Origin of the sequence: Pseudoalteromonas arabiensis (assembly GCF_001550155.1) — a bacterium.
Classification (GTDB): Bacteria; Pseudomonadota; Gammaproteobacteria; order Enterobacterales; family Alteromonadaceae; genus Pseudoalteromonas; species Pseudoalteromonas arabiensis.
The window spans coordinates 105,266-124,419 of record NZ_LRUF01000008.1 but is presented as its reverse complement, the minus strand read 5'-3'; the positions used below and the strand labels follow the sequence as shown (position 1 = coordinate 124,419).

The 19,154-nt window shown below is 39.4% G+C and carries 18 protein-coding genes; 9 read left to right on the top strand and 9 right to left on the bottom strand.

The features are described from left to right. Positions 1-16: 16 nt before the first annotated feature. Both PAARA_RS03210 and soxR read right to left on the bottom strand, forming a co-directional pair. The gene (locus PAARA_RS03210) at positions 17-622 is read right to left on the bottom strand and encodes a hypothetical protein (protein ID WP_062567635.1); all 606 of its coding nucleotides are present in this window, start codon (positions 620-622) and stop codon (positions 17-19) included. A gap of 73 nt (positions 623-695) precedes the next feature. Continuing rightward, positions 696-1,157 (bottom strand): redox-sensitive transcriptional activator SoxR, encoded by a 462-nt coding sequence (gene soxR, locus PAARA_RS03205; RefSeq protein ID WP_062567634.1) that lies wholly within the window; start codon positions 1,155-1,157, stop codon positions 696-698. A gap of 77 nt (positions 1,158-1,234) precedes the next feature. Between soxR and PAARA_RS03200 the strand changes: the two genes are divergently transcribed. The 3 genes from PAARA_RS03200 to PAARA_RS03190 are packed head-to-tail and all read left to right on the top strand — an operon-like array spanning position 1,235 to position 2,871. Next, positions 1,235-1,699, top strand: coding sequence for a flavodoxin family protein (locus PAARA_RS03200; RefSeq protein WP_062567633.1), 465 nt, complete (start codon positions 1,235-1,237; stop codon positions 1,697-1,699). Positions 1,700-1,747: 48 nt separating this feature from the next. Then, positions 1,748-2,272: a DsrE family protein gene (locus PAARA_RS03195; RefSeq protein ID WP_062567632.1), complete on the top strand. Its 525-nt coding sequence runs from the start codon at positions 1,748-1,750 to the stop codon at positions 2,270-2,272. Next, positions 2,272-2,871 carry a GDSL-type esterase/lipase family protein gene (locus tag PAARA_RS03190; RefSeq protein WP_062567631.1) on the top strand — a complete coding sequence of 200 codons (600 nt, stop codon included), beginning with the start codon at positions 2,272-2,274 and terminating at the stop codon, positions 2,869-2,871. Before PAARA_RS03195 ends, PAARA_RS03190 begins: the two co-directional genes overlap by 1 nt. Here PAARA_RS03190 and PAARA_RS03185 read toward each other — a convergent pair. Both PAARA_RS03185 and PAARA_RS20705 read right to left on the bottom strand, forming a co-directional pair. After that, positions 2,868-3,542: a LytR/AlgR family response regulator transcription factor gene (locus PAARA_RS03185; protein WP_062567630.1), complete on the bottom strand. Its 675-nt coding sequence runs from the start codon at positions 3,540-3,542 to the stop codon at positions 2,868-2,870. The genes PAARA_RS03190 and PAARA_RS03185 overlap by 4 nt on opposite strands. Beyond that, positions 3,542-4,336, bottom strand: a complete 795-nt coding sequence (locus PAARA_RS20705) for a sensor histidine kinase (RefSeq protein ID WP_245219878.1) — start codon at positions 4,334-4,336, stop codon at positions 3,542-3,544. Before PAARA_RS20705 ends, PAARA_RS03185 begins: the two co-directional genes overlap by 1 nt. 509 nt (positions 4,337-4,845) lie before the next feature. On the opposite strand from PAARA_RS20705, the gene PAARA_RS20700 reads away from it, so the two are divergent. The 4 genes from PAARA_RS20700 to PAARA_RS03165 all read left to right on the top strand — a co-directional run bounded on the left by PAARA_RS20700 (position 4,846) and on the right by PAARA_RS03165 (position 10,218). Continuing rightward, positions 4,846-5,040, top strand: coding sequence for a hypothetical protein (locus PAARA_RS20700; protein WP_245219877.1), 195 nt, complete (start codon positions 4,846-4,848; stop codon positions 5,038-5,040). A 284-nt stretch (positions 5,041-5,324) separates the two neighbouring features. Beyond that, positions 5,325-6,200, top strand: coding sequence for an ABC transporter ATP-binding protein (locus tag PAARA_RS03175; protein WP_062567628.1), 876 nt, complete (start codon positions 5,325-5,327; stop codon positions 6,198-6,200). Then, on the top strand, positions 6,187-9,327 hold the full coding sequence (locus PAARA_RS03170) for a M1 family aminopeptidase (protein WP_062567627.1): 3,141 nt from the start codon (positions 6,187-6,189) through the stop codon (positions 9,325-9,327). The genes PAARA_RS03175 and PAARA_RS03170 overlap by 14 nt, the downstream gene beginning before the upstream one ends. Before the next feature lie 198 nt (positions 9,328-9,525). Beyond that, positions 9,526-10,218 carry a helix-turn-helix transcriptional regulator gene (locus PAARA_RS03165; RefSeq protein ID WP_062567626.1) on the top strand — a complete coding sequence of 231 codons (693 nt, stop codon included), beginning with the start codon at positions 9,526-9,528 and terminating at the stop codon, positions 10,216-10,218. A gap of 70 nt (positions 10,219-10,288) precedes the next feature. Here PAARA_RS03165 and PAARA_RS03160 read toward each other — a convergent pair whose 3' ends face one another. Genes PAARA_RS03160 through PAARA_RS03145 form a run of 4 tightly spaced genes read right to left on the bottom strand, consistent with a single transcriptional unit; the run spans position 10,289 to position 13,419 of the window. Further along, positions 10,289-11,062 (bottom strand): CsgG/HfaB family protein, encoded by a 774-nt coding sequence (locus tag PAARA_RS03160; protein ID WP_062567625.1) that lies wholly within the window; start codon positions 11,060-11,062, stop codon positions 10,289-10,291. Continuing rightward, a complete protein-coding gene (locus tag PAARA_RS03155) occupies positions 11,062-11,475 on the bottom strand; it encodes a curli assembly protein CsgF (RefSeq protein ID WP_237115406.1) in 414 nt (137 codons plus the stop codon). Before PAARA_RS03155 ends, PAARA_RS03160 begins: the two co-directional genes overlap by 1 nt. Position 11,476: 1 nt before the next feature. Further along, the gene (locus PAARA_RS03150; RefSeq protein ID WP_062567623.1) at positions 11,477-11,869 is read right to left on the bottom strand and encodes a curli production assembly/transport protein CsgE; all 393 of its coding nucleotides are present in this window, start codon (positions 11,867-11,869) and stop codon (positions 11,477-11,479) included. A 35-nt stretch (positions 11,870-11,904) separates the two neighbouring features. Beyond that, complete coding sequence (locus PAARA_RS03145) at positions 11,905-13,419, bottom strand: autotransporter outer membrane beta-barrel domain-containing protein (RefSeq protein ID WP_062567622.1); 1,515 nt, start codon at positions 13,417-13,419, stop codon at positions 11,905-11,907. Positions 13,420-13,962: 543 nt separating this feature from the next. Here PAARA_RS03145 and PAARA_RS03140 point away from each other — a divergent pair. Next, positions 13,963-16,461: a S8 family serine peptidase gene (locus PAARA_RS03140; protein ID WP_062567621.1), complete on the top strand. Its 2,499-nt coding sequence runs from the start codon at positions 13,963-13,965 to the stop codon at positions 16,459-16,461. A 136-nt stretch (positions 16,462-16,597) separates the two neighbouring features. Next, entirely contained in the window at positions 16,598-17,809 is a 1,212-nt protein-coding gene (locus PAARA_RS03135; RefSeq protein WP_245219876.1) for a sugar efflux transporter, read from the top strand. Positions 17,810-17,905: 96 nt separating this feature from the next. Here PAARA_RS03135 and PAARA_RS03130 read toward each other — a convergent pair whose 3' ends face one another. Further along, on the bottom strand, positions 17,906-18,991 hold the full coding sequence (locus tag PAARA_RS03130; protein ID WP_062567620.1) for a methyl-accepting chemotaxis protein: 1,086 nt from the start codon (positions 18,989-18,991) through the stop codon (positions 17,906-17,908). Positions 18,992-19,154 lie beyond the last annotated feature (163 nt).

The window sequence follows — 19,154 nt, the reverse complement described above, 5'->3', positions numbered from 1 at the left end:
CTGCATGCCCTTTTTATTAGTTGTTATTCCCTTTTAACGTGCCGATATCGATCCCGTTTTTACTTAGCTCAGTTTTAAGTAATGCTGCACTGCTTTGTAGGTTCGGCAAGGTTTGATTTTCAATTATCGCTACTGCTTTTTTCAACTCTTCAGATGCATATTTGGCTGACATTTTTCGGTTTATTGCGGCATCTATAATAAATTGGCTCTTACTGTAAAAGCGACGCACTTGAGTTAGAAACTCGCTTGGTGTTTCTAATGTTGTCGGCGAATATTGCATTGTTTGCCAAATGTACTTTTCGATTGTTGGCTTATTATATTCAAGCTCAGACTTAGGTGGGCTTTTAGCCAACAAGGCTGCAAACTTACTAAGATTATCTGCGTTATCCTTCACTTCATCGTACAAAGAAGTACGAAGGTAATAGTTATCTTCCATCTTGCTAAAAGTATCAAACTTTAGCGCTTGCTCTAAACCACTTTGCGCTGCGAGATAAACACCAAAAACAGTTGATAGTACTAAAAAAACTTGATTAAGCCAAAAGCCGGTACTTTTTAGCTCTTTGTTATCCACTGTTTTAAGGGCATTGCTGATCTTTGGTGGGTTTTTATTACTGTTATCCATGATTAGATTCCTTTCATTTATACTATTAAAACATTGTAATAGATAAAGAAAGTTTAATCACTAGATAACAAAGCTAATCTCTTTCTAAAAGCACAGCACCCGAGTGTTCTTCACCTAAATGATCTTCTTTATTATAAATAGGGCACTTAGCCATAGATAAACAGCCACAGCCAATACAGCCGTTCACTCGGTCTCTGAGTCGTTGCATATAGTGAATTTTTTCATCTAATTGAGTTTGCCAGCGTTTTGAAAGCTCTGCCCAGTCTTGTTTTGTTGGTGTGCGTTGCTCAGGGAGAGTACTCAGCGTGTGCTTTATATCTTCTAGGGTAATGCCCATGGCCTGTGCTGCTTTTATCACGGCGATACGGCGAAGTACATCAGGCTTATAACGACGCTGATTGCCATTATTACGCCAACTACGGATTAAGCCTTTTGTTTCATAAAAATGCAGCGTTGAGACTTTAACGCCACTGCGCTTAGCCACAAAGCCAACCGATAGGTTTGCATCAACGAGTTTTTTTTCTGATCCTGACATAATTTGCTCCAAAGTGTTGACCTAAAGTTAGCTTGAGGTTTTACGCTGCGCACATCATAAAAAAAGGAGCAATAATAATGCAACAAAAACCGACTGAAAATACAGTAATCATCTATTCAAGTGCAAGAAAACAAGGAAATACGAGCTTACAAGTTAATGATTATAAAAAGCAATATGGAGGAGATATCGTCTGCCTTGATGATTATATTATTTCAGCTTACCGCTACGATAAACAGTATAAAAATGATGACTTTTATGCCGTTTTTGAAGCTCTATTAAGCTATCAACATTGGGTGATAGCATCACCGGTTTATTGGTATAACACAACGCCACAATTTAAAGCATTTTTAGACCGTATTACTGATTATATGGACGATGAAATTCTCAGACCTAAGCTTAGAACGCTTCGTGAAAAGCAGTTCTCACTGCTATCAAATGCAGGTTCGATTAACGCGCCAAGTGCGTTTATTGATATGTTTAAAAATACCTTTAACTATTTAGGCATGACCTTTAAAGCACATCAGCATATTGAGGCTAGTTAAAGTCAGAAAAAAAGGTTAGGCTAGAGATAAAAAACAACAGGGTTACTTATGAAATTAACATTGTTGGGTTTATCTCTCGCATTGGTAGCAAGTTTAAGTCATGCAGAGCAAAAAGAGCCCGCGATTAAAGGATTTGGTTTTTATTATACTGTGCCAAATCATACGGCTATTGATGAGCAAACAAGGTTTAAAATTGCCTTTGATGTGGCCGATGCCGCAGAAAGAGGTAAGCAAAATAACAATATTAACTCGCTAGCACGTTTTATTAATATGCACATTGCCCATGGGGTGAAACCAGAAAACATTGAACTTGCTTTGGTTGTGCATGGCAGTGCAAGCGTGGATGTACTCAAAACGGGCGCTTATAAGCAACGTTTTAATAGCGATAATAAAAACCAACAATTGATTTCACAATTACTCGCGCACAACACCGTTGTTTATGTATGTGGTCAGTCGGCAACACATATGCAAGTTAAGCAAGAGCAACTGATACCAGGTGTGCAAATGGCATTATCTGCCATGACAGCACACGCACAACTACAGCAGCAGGGCTATACCCTGAATCCATTTTAATGAATATTCTTTGTTTTGGTGATTCTAATACCTATGGAATTTCACCACTAGATGGTAAGCGCTTTGACGAACATACACGTTGGCCATGTTTGCTTGCAGACAAGCTCGGTGCTGGGCATTTGGTTATTGAAGCAGGGCTACCAAATCGTACGATAGCTGATGAACCACCATTTAGTGGTGATAAATTAGGGGTTAAGTACTTAGAGCCATATCTTCGAGCGTATCATATTGATGTCATCATTATTCAGCTAGGTACGAACGATTTAAAGCGTCGTTTTGGATTAGCAGCCGATGATATTGCCAAAGCACTGGATACGTTAATAGTCGACATCGAGATTCACTATCTGCATCGAGAAATGCCTAAAATAGTGGTGCTGAGTCCATCTGCGGTTTATGAGGTTGGGGCTTATCAGTCTATCTATGCTGGCGCTGCCAAAAAAGCGAAGCAATTAACAGTTGAGTATAAATTAGTCACAGAACGCCATGAGTGTCACTTTATAAACGGTTATGCTCTTCTTGCTCCTTGCCAAACAGAGGGCGTACATTGGCAGGCCCAAGAGCATAAGTTACTTGCCGACTATTTATTTGAATATCTTTAAAGTAGAGTTTGCGAAAGATCTTTAAAAGATTTACCTATTTTCAGGGTTTTACCTGTATTTAGTTCAACAAATTCACTGTTTACAGCTATCACCTTTTGTTTGTTTACTAAAAACGATTTATGAATTTGGGTAAATGAATGGGATAGCTGTTCACTAAGCTGTTTTAGTGTTGTGCTCGCAAGTGTTACTTGCTCAGCTTGATGCACCTTCACATAGTTGCCATATGCCTCAATATACTCAATAGAATCTAAGTTAAACTTTCGTTTTTCTCTATCTACTTTAAGCGTAATGTTATTAGGCTCAATTATATTTGGTTTAACTAAATGCTCACGCACCTTATTGAGAGCCTGTTCAAGCCTTGGCGCAGACACGGGTTTGAGTAAGTAATCTGTCACATTCAATTCAAACCCTGTTATAGCGTATTCTTGGTACGCGCTTACAATGATGACTTGGGGAGGGTGTGCCAAAGTTCTTAATAATTCGATTCCTGTTAGCTCTGGCATATTTATATCTAAAAACACTAAGTCAACAGTGGATTTAGCTAACCCATAAAGGGCATCTTTTGCGCTAACATATTGAGCTATAATCTTAATATCAGAATGTGCCTGTAGGTGATGTTCAATCACTTGATGGGCAAGGGGTTCATCGTCAACGATGATTGCTCTTATCATTATGATAACTCCAAAGTTAAGGTTGTCTGCCAATGTGTCGCGTGTTTTTTAGCTGTTAAGGTATGTTTATTTGGGTATAACAGTTCTAGTCTTTTTTGCAGATTACTAAGCCCCATGCCTAGGTGGCTTTTTTCAGTTTGGGTATTTATAGAGTTTTCACAAAAGAGTGTTAGCACAGTGTCATTTATAGTAATTGCGAGTGTTACTTTTGTTGAGTCCGATGCAGGTTCTACACCGTGTTTAATGGCATTTTCGACGATTATAATCAGTAATAAAGGCGCTATATGAAGATCGTCGACTCTATCAGGCCAAGTTAGGTTAAATAAGTATTTGTTTGCGCTTCTAATTTTTTGTAGCTCTATAAAGCTTTTTAGGTATGCCAATTCTTTTTCTAATAAAACCACTGACTTTTGTCCTTCATAGACAGTGTATCTTAATAAATCTGCTAAATGCATAACCAACTGTGGCGCATGCTCTGATTTTGTGAGCGTGAGTGCATATAAATTGTTTAGGGTGTTAAATAAAAAGTGTGGGTTAACTTGTTGTTGAAGAAGTTTTAATTCGGTTTTGGTTTGCTGTTTTGCTATTTCATTTAATTTACTTTGCTGTTGCTGTCTTTCAAAAGCAAGGATGATAGGTGTAGTAATGATCAGAAAGAAAAACATAAACTGATAATTATATTTAGCAAAAATATTTTGGTTACCACTAGGTGTTAGATTCGCAATATGTTGTGGTAAATCATTAATAGGTAATGTTAGCACCAGTGCGACAAGTAACGGGGTTAGTGTAGCCATAAAAATGAGACATGAGGCCACAAAAGTGAAGACACCGTAGTTTGCTAATAAATGGCGAATAAGCACGTAGCGATTTATTAAATATAAGCTGTATATAATAACGGCATAAACGCCAAGTTGAAGAAAGTAAAATAAAAACTGATCAAACTCTGAAAAGAATTTGCCAACATCAAAAATTAGTTCGAATGGTTGATTTAATAAAGGGTCTTGATGGCTATTAAGTATACCTGCGAACAAAAAAGCCCAACAAATCAGTATCATTAGCACCACGTTATCTAATGATATAAAAGAGATAAACCACCTAGCAATTAAGCTGTTTTTATTGGTCTTATTACGCTGTGAAACCAGCCAAAGTAAGCTGGCTAACGAGCACAAAATCCAACATTGCACGCTTAAGTATTGCCATTGAGCGTAAGTTGAAGAAACTAGAGCAAGTGTATATATGCTGAGCGGATACAGAGTGAAGCCTGTAAGCCACACCAAGGTTGGGCTTTTATATGTTCCCTTGAATGTTAAAAGATGGGCAATTAAAAAGGGCAGGCATTCCAATAACAGTTGCAGATTTATTTTTAAATATAAAGCCGGGGAGTCAAGCCTTAACGACAGGTAGCGTGTATGACCTTCAAGCAAAATGGCTGCAAATACTGGCAGCAAAGCAACCAAATATTTGTTATTTGAATTGCCTGATAGAAGAGAAAAAATAGCCCGCAAACGCCACTCCATTTTATTTTTACAACCTAACAAACCAGCTTAATACATGATGACCTATGAGCATAGTTAAAATCATGCTGTTTCATGCCCTTATATACTCAAGTAAGATTAATGATTTTCGTTGTTAATGCACGAATGTAATGATGAAAGTACTATTTTTATTGATGAACGCTAAATACTTACTTTCATCCTGTGCTTTTATAGTTTGATCATAATTGGCTAACCGGTTTGGTTACAGTGACTTAATGTAACGATTCGTTAATTAAGGAATGTACCTATGCTTACACTCGCAAATATTAATAAGAAATATGCAGATGGCACACATGCATTAAATAACATAACAATCCATTTGCCCAAAGGAATGGTGGGATTGCTTGGGCCAAATGGAGCTGGAAAATCAAGCTTAATGCGAACATTAGCCTGCTTACAAAATGTAGACACAGGTCATATTAATTTTGATGGTTTAAATATTTTAGAGTCCCCAGATGAATTGCGTAAGCAGCTAGGTTATTTACCACAGCAGTTTGGTGTTTATCCTGCAATGAGTTGTCATGCTTTGTTAGAGCATATTGCCATATTGAAAGGCCTTAATTCAGAGCAACGAAAGCGACAAATTAATGAATTACTGTCACTTTTAAATTTAACAGGGTTTGCAAACAAAAAAGTAAGTAAATTTTCTGGTGGTATGAAGCAGCGTTTCGGAATCGCACAAGCCTTACTAGGTAATCCTAAACTCATTATTTTAGATGAGCCAACCGCAGGCCTTGATCCTGCTGAGCGTGAGAGCCTTAATAACTTATTAGTTTCAATTAGCAAAGAGCGTTTAGTTTTATTATCTACCCATATTGTTGAAGATATAGAAAATCAGTGCCGCTTTGTCGCAATGATCAATCAAGGCAAACTCATTCAAAGTGGCAATGTTGATGAACTAGTGCATCAACTGGCAGGTAATGTTTGGTTATTGAAACGCTTACCATCAGAGCTACCCGCAGGCTCCCTAGTGTTGAGCAAAAGTTATCGTTATGGTAAGCCAATATTTCGTGTTTACGCCCCTCAATGCCCAGAACCTGAGGCCGTCGCTGCAACGGCGACGCTACAAGATAAATATTTTTATGAGTTGAAATCGCAAGGGGCTAAAAATGCGACTTCGTAATGAATTAAAGTACCTTTTTACTCAACCTATTGTTTGGTTATGTTGTGTGTTTGCGCCACTTTTTGCATTTACGTTATCTTCCGGTTTGGCTATTGCAGAGGGAGATACCCTTAAGCAATTTTCTTTACACTTAATATCAATACACATGATGCAGCTTGCCGTGCTAGTGGGAATACTTGCCCCCGCTATTTTTTTACGGGATCAACTACACAACATGGATGAGCTTATAGGTGTCACCCCGATTACGTCAAAATACAGAGAGCTGTTTCGTGTAGTGAGTTTACTACTATGTCTTATCATGATTTCTTTTATTGGATCTTTGATAGTTTGGCATTGGCAGTTAAGAGTGCAAGGCTTGGATTGGGAAGCTGTTAACTCTCTATTGTTAAATAGTTTTTTGCTACTTATTCCAAATTGCAGCTTTTTGGTGGTTTTGGCTTTTTGGGTTTGTAAGCGGTTTCAAAGTGCATTGGTAACTTACACTATTCTGGGTGCCATATGGGTTGGTTATTTGTTTTTCGCAAGTATTACCGGCAATCCCATTTTGGCAGGTAGTGGTATTATAAGTGAGTCTTTATATCAGGCATCTATTTGGCTTGATCCTTTTGCTTACTCCACGATTATTGCGGGCTTCGTAGAGCCTCAATATTGGGCGCTTGTAATAAATCGGTTGATGGTAGTAACACTTACAATTGTTATCTATATTGTGGCAGTTCGCACCACTAAGAAAAATATTAAACAAGGTACAAAGGCCTCAGAGCCAGTCTTAAATTTAAAAGTGCTATACAAGGGTATTGCCCCAAAAGGGCATAATTGCTTCATATTTTTAACACTTTATAAAGTTTCAATTTTAAATGTACTCAAGCTCCCTATAACACAACTGACTTTAGTATTGTGGTCAGTCATTGTATTTAACAGCGTTGCGTCTTCTTTTGAATATGCAGAAGCAATGAGTGTGGTTAGCCCTACGAGTATCGATGCAATTAATCATTATGCGTTTGATATGCATTTGCTCATTGGCTGTTTATTACTTGTGCTTTGGAGTTGGCAGGTTAGTTGTGCGGCAAAACGGTTTCATATGGCTGAACTGATTGCTGCATCGCCAGTAAAAACGGCAACGCTTTTACACAGCCAATTATTCACGGTGGCGACTTTAGCAATTGTTTTTTCTGTGATGAGCTTTTTGGGAGCTTCTTTTGCTGAGTGGTTTGCTGGCAGTGAGTACCATGCTAGTCAGCATATTTATATACTCGCTCTAATGCTGTTACCACTTACATTAGTTGCTTGGGTGAGCGTGTGCATTTTCAATATTTGCCGTTCGCCTTTAGTCGCTGGCTTAGTTGTTATTGTTATCTTAATACTCAAGTTTACGCCAGTAATGACTTCCTTTGGTCTCACACATACTTTTTGGAGCTTAGCTTGGACACCATTACAAGCACCTAGCGAGTTTTGGGGATACAGAGCTAGTTTAAACAGTTATTGGCCATATATGAGCGTGTGGATTGTCGCGGTACTCAGTTTTGTTGTCATAAGCCAGCTTTATAATCATCGTGGGGCTGGGCTTGGAAGACGGGCCGTAAAAGTGAAAGACACATGGTTAGCGCTGCCAGTCTTTTTATCTGTTTATTTATTTGCGCAGTTGCATTTTAATTTAGTGGCAGAAAAGCCGTTAACTAACTCACATAAACGTGAAGCATTTAAAGCCAACTATGAAAGCACATTTGTGAATTGGAAATATAAAGAGCAACCAATCATTAGTCATATTGATGCTAATATAGACTTTTATCCTGACAAACAGTTTGCACAATTTGAACTTAAATATACTCTAACTAACCCTCATTCTACTGCTATAAAACGTATCCTAGTTGGTCGCGCAGGCTTTTATAAATGGGCAGACATAAAAATAACTGGTGCAAGGAAAGCTGCTTTTTACCCATCATTAAATCAAGCGGTGTATGAGTTTGAGGATGCTATAAAACCCGGTGAAATAAAAATACTCACCACGCAGTTTGAAATTCACCAAGCAAAGCTTTGGCCCGCAGTGGGGCATCAAATTATTACTCCTGAGTTTAGTTATATTCGTGCTGTTCCTGTGTTGCCAACGATTGGGTATCAGGTTAATTACGAACTAATAGACAAGCACCTTAGGGAAAAGCATGGTTTGTTCGCTAGGACAAGTTCCTTACCTTCAGAGCTGCTTGCTGTTAAGGAAAATCGACCATCAAGGTATGATCGCATAACTATGTCGAGTACGGTATCAACCGCATCAGGCTACTATGTTGTGACGCAGGGCACTCGAATAGCCCATCAACGCGAAGATAATCGCGAAGTTTTTAAGTTTAAAACCGATTCGGCATTTAATAATCTACCTGCATGGCTTACGCTTCCAAGCTCACTGATAAGCGAGCAACTAGGTGAGGTAAAACTACTAATATATGCAAATCGAAAAACGCTTACGGAACCAGCCGATTCAATAGCCGTTAATTTACAGGCGATGAAAGATACACTGACTTGGTTTAAAGATAATATTGTTGCTTATAAAGCAAAGACATTGAGCATGGTTGCCGCGCCCAAGTTTGGTGGAGCGGGTTATGCTTTACCTGAGATTATACTTATTGAAAATAATGTGGGGTTTAGGGCATTCCCTAGTTTTGATGCTGGTTTTGATCAGCGCTATCGGCGCGCTGTTCATGAAACGGCTCATCAGTGGTTTGGTCACGATATAGGTAACAGCGTTCCTGATGACAGCGCCTTTTTAGTCGAGTCAATGGCGAAGTATATTGAGTTAGTCATGATAGAAAAACGCTATGGAAAAGCGGCGATGAATGCACTCGTTGACTACGAAACTAGGCGATATAAGCAAGCTTTAAGGGTTGACACTTTAGCTAAACAAGCACTTGTAAACTCAACAAAAAATTATGATCAATATTCTAAAGCAACGATTGTTTTTGCAAGACTCAGAGAAAAAGTGGGCGATGAAGTCATTATAAAAGCACTTAAGTCTGTTTGGAGAGAATATGCATACCCTAACCGGCCAGCAACTTCTATGGATTTCATACGTGCTTTACAAACCCATGCTAAAAATAGCGATAGAGTATTAATTAAAGAGTTGTTTTTAGAAATTTAAACAAATTAGCACAAGAAACTTTTAATGTTACTAAGGGAGAGTCTTTGCTGGTTAATGAATCATCGTTTATTTGGTTGGGCTTAATAAATCCTAAAGGATGAGTTTTTTTAATAATTATGTTGCCAGATGTTTATTTTTATGTTGATGCTTGTGTCTTATTTAGGTATTGTGTAGAAAATATTTCAAGGAAGAAATAAAATGATTCAGCCAACTTCTGTATTCCTAAAAGCCCAAGCAACGTCACAAAATCGCAGTCATAATTATCAATATTTAATTAAAATGTTAGATGCGTTCTTCGTGCGCGTTAAAATTGATTCGCGGCTGCCATTAGAGTCAATGCGAGAGGAGTTTGATCTTTATCTTATTGATAGTGCAGGGTCTTATTGGCTCGACTTGCTTCCAGCTGAGTTAGTTCAACTTGCCAAAAAACACACTGTGGTTATTTTCAATGCTGAAGTTAACTCTGTGTGTGAAAAGAATTTACTGCTTAATGGTATTAAAGGTGTCTTTTTTGCTGAGCAATCGCCAGAAGATATTTTTGCTGGGCTGATGAAAGTGCTTAATGGCGAGCTACTTTTTAGTTCAAAGAGCATTTCCACTGTGTTTAACTATATGTGGTCAGCTATTTCTCGAAACCAATTTAATACAAATAATGAGACCGCTGGAACAGCAATAGAGCTAAACTCACTTACTAAACGCGAAAAATCTGTTATTCATTTGCTAGCACAAGGAGCAAGTAATCGTGATATTGCTGAAAGTTTGAATATTAGTGACCATACTGTAAAAACCCATCTCTATAGTGCATTCAAAAAAACAGCGTCGCGTAATCGAGTTGAACTTGCTAATTGGGCACAAAACTATATGGCTGTGAGTTTATCTTTGCAAAGATAGTAAGACATCGCTTGGGTTTTATAAGCCGTTGTATAAATAATGGTGCTGATAATCAGCACCATTATTTAGCTTACACCGTTTTAGCTGACCAAATACCTTTATTGATGCCTTTTAGAATTAAGTCACTAAGGGCTTTCTCGATAGCCTGAGTAACACAAATACTCATGGGTTCATTGTCTGTATAGCCTGCTTCTGCTTCGGCAAGTCGTTTATAACTCACATAGCGAAAAAAGCCTGCGCGCATTTCTTGGCTAAGTACTTTTTTGCTGGTGGCGACTGAGAGTAATACCTGTCCTGTTCGTACATCAACAGCGCGCAAATAGATTGAAATCGCATCCTCTCTGTATAGCTCTGATGCACCAATACCAAAATATTCCATACCGATACCGCCCGTTTTAATATTGGTATCGTAGCTAATAATTCCTCCTTCAAGAATTATTTTTGCAGTTGTAAGAGGGGGGAGATCTGGTAAATCCTTATTTTCTGCTTGTGCAGCACGGATTATCTTCCGTTCAGTTAAGATATTTTGTAAACCTTCACGCTCCACAGGAATAAACCAATCAGATTCATGTAAAGCTTGTACCAGAATTGAGTTAGCACCTTGCGTGACGGCGGTTGAGAATGAACTCACATTGGCTTGCGGTTTATATTGACCCGTTTGATCTCTAAATGAATAAACAGAAACAGGAATACTGCCCATAGGATTAGGCAGTGCTTGAAGGGCTTGAAATGTTTCAGTTGGTTCTAATGTCTCGGCTAACTCCTTGCTTGGTGGAACAAGGTTACCAATTGATGAACAGCCAGTAAGTATCAATAGTATCGCACTTAAAATTACCTTAATCATCATTCAAACCTCGGTACTTCAATAACCGTCACAGTGCCATCTAGTATGCTTGTTATTCTAACAGTGATGGTATCGGTGGTACTGGTGATAATTTGTATTTCATAGTCTCCGGTGATAAATGACGAGTCGCCATTGAAAATGCTGTCATCTACTTCTTCACCAAATGCCATATCGGTGATTTCTCTCACCATACGGTTTAGATAAGTACGCTCAAGTGAATCTTGAAATTTATCTGCATAATTTTGCTCAATAATGGGGGCTTTATGCTTATTCTGTGATTGTGCTTTACTTAATAACATATTGCCATTGAGCGGGCTTCCGCCAAAACTGGGGTTAATTGGGGTATAAACGAGTTCGGTCGCCCAGCTAGTTTGTAAGTTGAAAATTATTATTAGGGTAATGATATATTTCATTTTACCATCCATTTTTTGCCATATCCGGTGATGATTGTTGCATCTGACTGCGCGCCATCGCGTCCATAACACTGTACATTGCTTGTTTTACACGCTCATCCAAAGGTTCAAGGCGACGGCCTAGATAAGTGACATACACGATTTGATTATTCATTCTTAGTACGAGTCGTGTGCCTGCTCGTGGTAATACCGTTTCTTTTATTTCGATATTAAAGCCAGCCGTAGAAGGAAGATCGCGCCAGAGGTTCGCAAATTCAAAATAAAATTGGTGCCCAAAACGGCTTATGCTCCTGTCGAGCACAAGGCCATCAATCTCTAGCTCTTTAGCTTGGCTTGTAAAACAAGTGAAAGCTAAAAAAATGCAATAAATACGGGTTAAAAGTTGTGTTTTCATAATTGAATGAGGGAGCAGAGCTCCCTCCTAAAAGTTTATTCTTGAGTGACAGTTGCGATATTGCCATCACCAATTTGGGTGATCATAACTGCGTTGTTAGAACCAATAATTGAGCCCTCGACAAGGTTCGCATTACCTTCTTGCACAACAACAAATGAGTTATTCTCGCCACCAATTAAAAAAGCACCTTGATCAACACCTACTACAAAGTTTTCAGAGCCAGTCTGACTGATATCAACAGAATGGCCGCTACCTTCCATAATGAGATCTATGGCATTCAACTCACCACTTTGTGCAAATGAAACTTGGTTACTGTTACTATCAAGAACGCTTGCAAATGTAAGAGCGGCTTCATTTAAGCTACCTTCTTGGTTAACGGTAATTTCGTTGTTATTTGAAGTGAGAGAAGTGTCAGGGTATGACGACTGCACAAGTACAGTGTTTTCATTACCAGCCTGGCTAATATCAACGTCATTATCACTACCATTAAAGTTTGCGATATGTGCGCTGTTAGCATCACCAATTTGATTGCTGGTGAATTCATTTTCGTCACCAACGGCACCTAGGTAAGCGTCATTGCCGTTACCATTTTGAAATGCTGTTAGTTCATTATCATTGCCAATGGCATCAAGTGTGACGGTATTATTATCCTGTGCTTGATTAACTAGCAGAGCGTTTCCATCACCCATCATTACAGCAGACTCAAAGCTATTACTATTGCCTTCTTGATCAGCGTTAATTTCATTATCATTGCCAGTGATTTCAGCAATAACAACACTATTTGAATCGCCATCTTGTTCAAACTCTACTTCATTGGCATCTCCACGCAATGAGGTGAGTATAGCGCTGTTGAAAGAACCGGTTTGATCAATAATAATTTCATTACTGTTTCCAACGATTTCATCCGAAGTAAATGCATTGAATACACCGTCTTGTGCTACCTCAAGTGTATTATCATCACCTTGCACTACATTGAATGTCGCTTCATTTAATAAACCTACCTGCGATGCACTAATTGTGTTGTCGTTACCTTGCATATTGAAGTTATATAACCAATGACCACCATCACCTTGATTGACTTCAATAGTATTTGCGTCACCTTCGATGATATTAATTGCTTCATTATTAATGCCAAAGAAGCCAGCACCTTGCTGTGCCACATCAATTGTATTGTCTGTACCAGTAACTTCGGATAACGCACCATTGAGTGTGCCATTTTGATTGTGGGTTATAGTATTAAAATTACCCGTTGCACTTACGAGTGATAAGTTACTCGTTTGTGTTTGAGTAACCTCAAGTAAATTACCATCACCCATACTGGTTGTTTCCGCAGTTTGACCAGTACCTTGCTGTATAACAACATGTGAGTTACCTATTCCAGATGTCGATGTTTGATCAATCGAAACTGAGCTGGTCGTGCTTTGTACAGCTACTTGCGTAGCAAGCTCTGAGCTGGATTGAGCTTTATCATCAATATTCGCGGATGCAGTAAAGCTTGAGCCCAAAGCGAAGGTGATTGCGCATGTGAGTAGAGATTTTTTTAACTTCATGATTATTTCCTTTCAGTTATTATTAATCAAAGTTCTAATCAATTTTTGACTTAGAACTATGTACCGGCATGCCTTGCCGGATTAAGTGCGTGATATTCCGTTTGTGACGTTCAGAAGTGTATGAAACGTATTTACTACTCGTTGATAATCTGAATTTTAGATTAACAAGTAATTACTCTAGGCCGATTTTTAGGAATAAAAAATCATCATTTTTTGCTGTTTTTAATATTATTTATTTTCAATGGCTTAAGTCTGATTTGTTAATTTATTGTTTAATTTATGCTTATCGGTTGGTTAAAAAGTGCTAGTTATTGCGTTTGAGGTTCCTGAATTTGGAACCGGTTAAAAAGTGCTGCATTTCACTTTTTTCTATCATTTTTCCCATTTAAAAGTATGGATCTTTTATTTCGATAGGTATTTTTCTTGCCAGTTGATTGTGATTTGCCATTTATAAAATATGCCATGTGATATTCATTCAGAAGTAATGAGCTTTGTTGGTCGAGCCTACCTCTCGGCCAGCCTAACTAATTATGGATAGAAAATATGAAAACTAAATTATCTGTACTCAGCCTAGCTTTATTACCATGTTTAGGTGCTGCGCAAATTAGCACTCCAGCAAAAGCGACCGTAGTCGGTGCAAGTGAAGACTCAGTTTTGGTCATGTATAAAGCTGGTACGTCTGTCGCGGTGCGAGAAAATGCTCGCAACCTAGTGAAAGCGACGATTAGTGATGTTAACAAAGATGGTGTTGATGATAATTACTCTGCAATTTTATCTGGTCGTTTAGCTAAATTTAAAATTGTTGGTATGAGCAGCAAAGAAGCTATCAAGCGTCTACAAAGCCATGCTGCAATTGAATATGCCGAACCTGACTATCGTGTGTCGATAGCTAATGTGCCGAATGATCCTGATTTCTCTCAATTATGGGGTTTGCATAATGAAGGTCAAACCGGTGGTATAGAAGATGCTGATATTGATGCTGTTGAAGCGTGGAATATTTCAACAGGGAGCCGTGATGTTGTTGTTGGTGTAATCGATACTGGTGTTGATTACAGCCATGAAGATTTAGCGGACAATATGTGGATCAACCCAGGTGAAATTCCAGGTGATGGTATTGATAACGATGGTAATGGTTACATCGATGACGTACATGGTATTAATGCAATCACTGATGCAGGTGATCCTATGGATGATCAGGGTCATGGTACGCATGTATCAGGTACTATTGGTGCATCGGGTAATAATAGTACAGGTGTCGTCGGTGTAAACCAAGAAGCATCAATTGTAGGTTGTAAATTTTTAAGTGCAGATGGTACAGGCTCAACGTCTGATGCGATAAAATGTATCGACTATATGGTTGATCTTAAAAACCAAGGCGTCAATGTACGTGTTTTAAATAACAGTTGGGGCGGTGGTGGCTTTAGCCAAGCATTGGCAGATGCGATCACTGCAAGTGAGCAAGCAGATATTTTATTTGTTGCAGCCGCAGGTAATGATGCAGTAGATAACGATCAAAACCCGCATTACCCGTCAAACTACGAGCACGAGAGTGTGTTATCCGTTGCCAGTACTGATAGCAGAGACAATATGTCGAGCTTTTCACAATGGGGTTTAACCAGTGTTGATTTAGGTGCACCAGGTAGTGCAATTTTATCAACGGTACCTGGTAATGGTTATGCAAGCTATTCTGGTACTTCAATGGCCACACCGCATGTTGCAGGTGCTGCGGCACTGGTGTTATCAATCAACCCCGATTTAACAGCGCTCGAGCTAAAACAACTGTTAATGAATAGTGGTGATCAAAATGAAGCATTGCAAGGTAAAACGGTATCGGGTAATCGTTTAAATGTGCATCAAGCGCTTGAACAAGCTGATCCGACACCAAGCTTCAGAATTTCGGTTTCGCCAGGTTCGCAACAAATCACCGCAGGTGAAACTGCAACCTATACCTTTGAAATTGGCTCAATTGCCGAGTGGGAAGGCATTGTTAACCTTGCGCTTCAAGCTGATTTAGACGGTGCAACGCTATCGCAAACTGAAGCTGTGCCGGGTGATCTAGTTACATTAACAGTTCCCACACAAGAGGAAACGGCTTGGGGTAGCTATAGTTTTGTTGTTGATGCAACGTCAGGTGAACTAGCAAAACAAAGCACTGTGTCACTATTTGTTAATCCTGTTGGCTTAAATGATTTTACTTACTCAAATGAAACACCTTTGACTATTCCAGATAACGATGACACAGGTATTGATTCAATAATAACTGTTGCTGACGAGCTGACAGTATTCTCAACGGATGCAAGTATTGATATTGCTCATACTTACATTGGTGATTTAATCGTTACGTTAACTTCGCCGCAAGGAACAACTGCCACGCTTCACAGCCAATCAGGAGGTGGCGCAGATGACTTAGTACAAAGCTATTCGCTGGCTAACTTTAATGGCGAAGTTGCAACCGGTGATTGGGTACTTAATGTCAAAGATGTACTGGCTGCTGATACAGGTACATTAAACAGCTGGTCACTTACTTTCAGCGCCATTGGTGAGGTAAGCCCGCAGCCACCACAAGCAGGTTTTGCATTTGAAGCATCCGGTTTAAATGTAACGTTCACCAATACAAGCACAGATAGCAATAATGATATTGTTTCTTGGGCGTGGGATTTTGGTGACGGTGCATCATCGACAGATGCAAATCCGCTACATACTTATGCCGAAGCGGGTAGCTATGAAGTGACGCTAACAGCAACAGATAGCGAAGGCCAAACAGATACGTTTACGCAAACAGTCGTCGTATCTGATGTTGAAATTGAGTTATCGCTTAAACGCTCAAGTAAAACGCGTTTAGGTACTATGCGTGTTGATTTAAGCTGGCAAACAGTTGCTGATCAAGTAAGCATCTACCGTAACGGAGAACTACTTGAAACAGTAGCTGATCGCGGCTTCTACCGTGATGTAGAGCGTAATGCTGAGTTACCAAGTTATGAGTACAAGGTATGTGTGACTGAAACCGTTTGCTCTAACCCTGTAACGGTATCGTTCGACTAATAGAGTTCCACTTTGAAAAAGCCCAGCTTATACGCTGGGCTTTTTAATTTGTATTACAAAATGAAGTTTTCGCTAAAACGGTGTATAATTTGCGCCCTTTATATCTATTCACGTGTCATATTGTTGTGGGGTTGTCGTGAAAGCATTGCTGAAACAGCATGGTGTAATTTTTATTCTGCTAAGTATGCTAACCGGGTTAATGGGAGCATTCGTTAACCCGTTGATGAGCCTATTCATTGTAGAAGGGCTGCAAACACCGCCCGTTTATTTGGGTGTTTATATGGTGGCGGTCACTATTACGGGGTTAGTTATCAGTCAGTGGCTGGGTGGCATGGCTGATAAAGGCACCAGTGCGCGCAAGTTATTTATGGTGGCTGTATCAGGTATGGTGTGTGCGTTAGTGATCTTTGCTAATGCCGGTGCATTTTGGCAGGTCCTGCTCGCAGGCGTGTTATTTCTCGCGATGGGCAATGCGGCAATTCCGCAAATGATGACCGTGGCAAGACAATGGGCAGGGCGTCAACAGAACATCGATATTACCAGCTTTAATTCGCGTTTACGTGCTGCTATTTCCTTTGCTTGGGTGGGCGGCCCGCCGCTTGGTTATTTGTTAGCTGCGGGAGGCGAATTTAGCCGCTCGTTTTATTTTGCTGCGGTGTGTGCCTTGGTTGCACTTATCTTTGCATTTAAGTTTATTCCTGAATACAGCACTAAAAAAACACAACACGCTTTAGAGCCAGCAGAAGCAACAAGTTTATCATTTTGGTTGTTAGGCTTAGCCATTATGCTTGGTTCAACGGGCAATATTATGTATTCATCGGCACTGCCGCTTTATAGCATTACTGAACTAGGATTTGCTGAACATACGCCCGGGCTATTTATGGGTGTGGTGGCACTGTTAGAAATTCCTATCATGCTGTATGGAGCAAAGCTTGCTAAAAAATACAGTAAAGTCTCGATGCTTGCCCTCGCATTTTGTTGTGCCATTGTATTTTATTTAGGGGTGTTTTTTGCCACTCAAGTATGGCATTTAATCGCGTTGCAAGTTTTAAATGGGCTGTTTTACGGTATTTTTGCGGGCATTGGCTTAACCGTATTACAAGATCAGCTCCCAGAGCGGATAGGGTTCACCTCTGCGTTTTATACCAACGCAATTAAACTTGGTGTTATGTGTGGGGCAGGGGCAACAGGGGTTATTGCACAGTTTTATAGTTTTAGATTCGCAACCCTTGGTTCTATGCTAGCTGCAAGCTTGGCACTAGGGTGTTTGCTGTTGTTTAGCTATGTAAAACGACAAGAACAACACGGAGCTGTTATGCCAGTGCGACAAGAAGGCCTAGTTGAGTAATTAGCTTAAATAGATAAAAGACCGAGTATCTGTGAAGTGACCCCAAATAGTTGGACATTCCAATTACTGGGGGGTTTAATTATGAGTAACGACCCATTAGCCATTAGCGAGTTGATCAAGTAAATTCATCACATGTTCACTGGCTGCTTCCATCTTATTAATGTGATTAATCGCTGCGTCTTTATTGCCAGTTTGCAGCATGACTAATGCCTCAACACCATTGCGATGAACTTCACGATGTGGCTCTTCTAATTGACGAAATGCGTTATGTTGTTTGAAGCCATTTGATTGCTCTGAATTATACCATTTGCCTAATCGGCACATAGTATGGTCTGAAAAGTCATCAATCGACTTGTTACTTGTGCCATTAGCAACCGCATAGACTTCACCTTTCCAAACAATGTGATCTAGTTTTACGGTTTGCACAAATGAGCGTATGGCTGCATTAATAATCGTTTCTTTCATTGAATCACAGTGGCTCATGATTGAACCATAGTCATTGTTTAGCGTATCAAAACTTGTTGAAAGTTGAGTGTTGTTTTGCTGGATATCTTCAACCGAGGTCACTGTTTCGCTGGTTTTGTTGATGATCTCCTTTACTAGATCAGACACTTCTTGTGCTGATTTATTGGTGTTGGTTGCAAGCGTACGCACTTCGTCGGCAACAACGCTAAACCCACGACCAGCCTCACCCGCACGGGCAGCTTCAATCGCAGCGTTAAGCGCGAGTAAGTTGGTTTGATCAGAAATCTTAGAAATGGTTGATACAAAGGTATTGATGCTATCCGCCATATCAGATAGGCCGGTAATGTTACTGGTCATACTACCCATTTTGCTCGCCATATTCGCCATTTCACTCACAATATGTTGCAGGGCATTATTTGAGTCATTCAAGAGTTGGCTTATTTGTAAAGTTACTTGGCTTTCTTCTTCGATAACAAGGTATGAGTCGAGTACAGTTTGGCGTACACCCTCAATTTGCGTGATACATTCAATCGAACTATTTAATAAATTGGCTAGGAACAATTGGTCTGCATCATCAGCTTGATGATGTAATTTTGCTTCTAAGCGTTCGTTTTCGTCACGTAATACGTGATTGTCGGCTTTAAGTGCCTCAACTTCAGCTAATAGCGCGTTGTATTGATCTTGGAGTAAAGAGTGGCTTTTGCTAGAGACAAACATGTATGTTCCTAATTCATATGGTTGATACTTCTTACACAAGTTGATTATAGATCAAAGTATTAACTTATTATCAATGTTTTTGTTAGAAAGAGAGTAATTAAGAGTATTTGATTAAGAGAAGTGAAAAAGCTGGTTATTAAAGCGAAAAAGCCCAGTAAATACT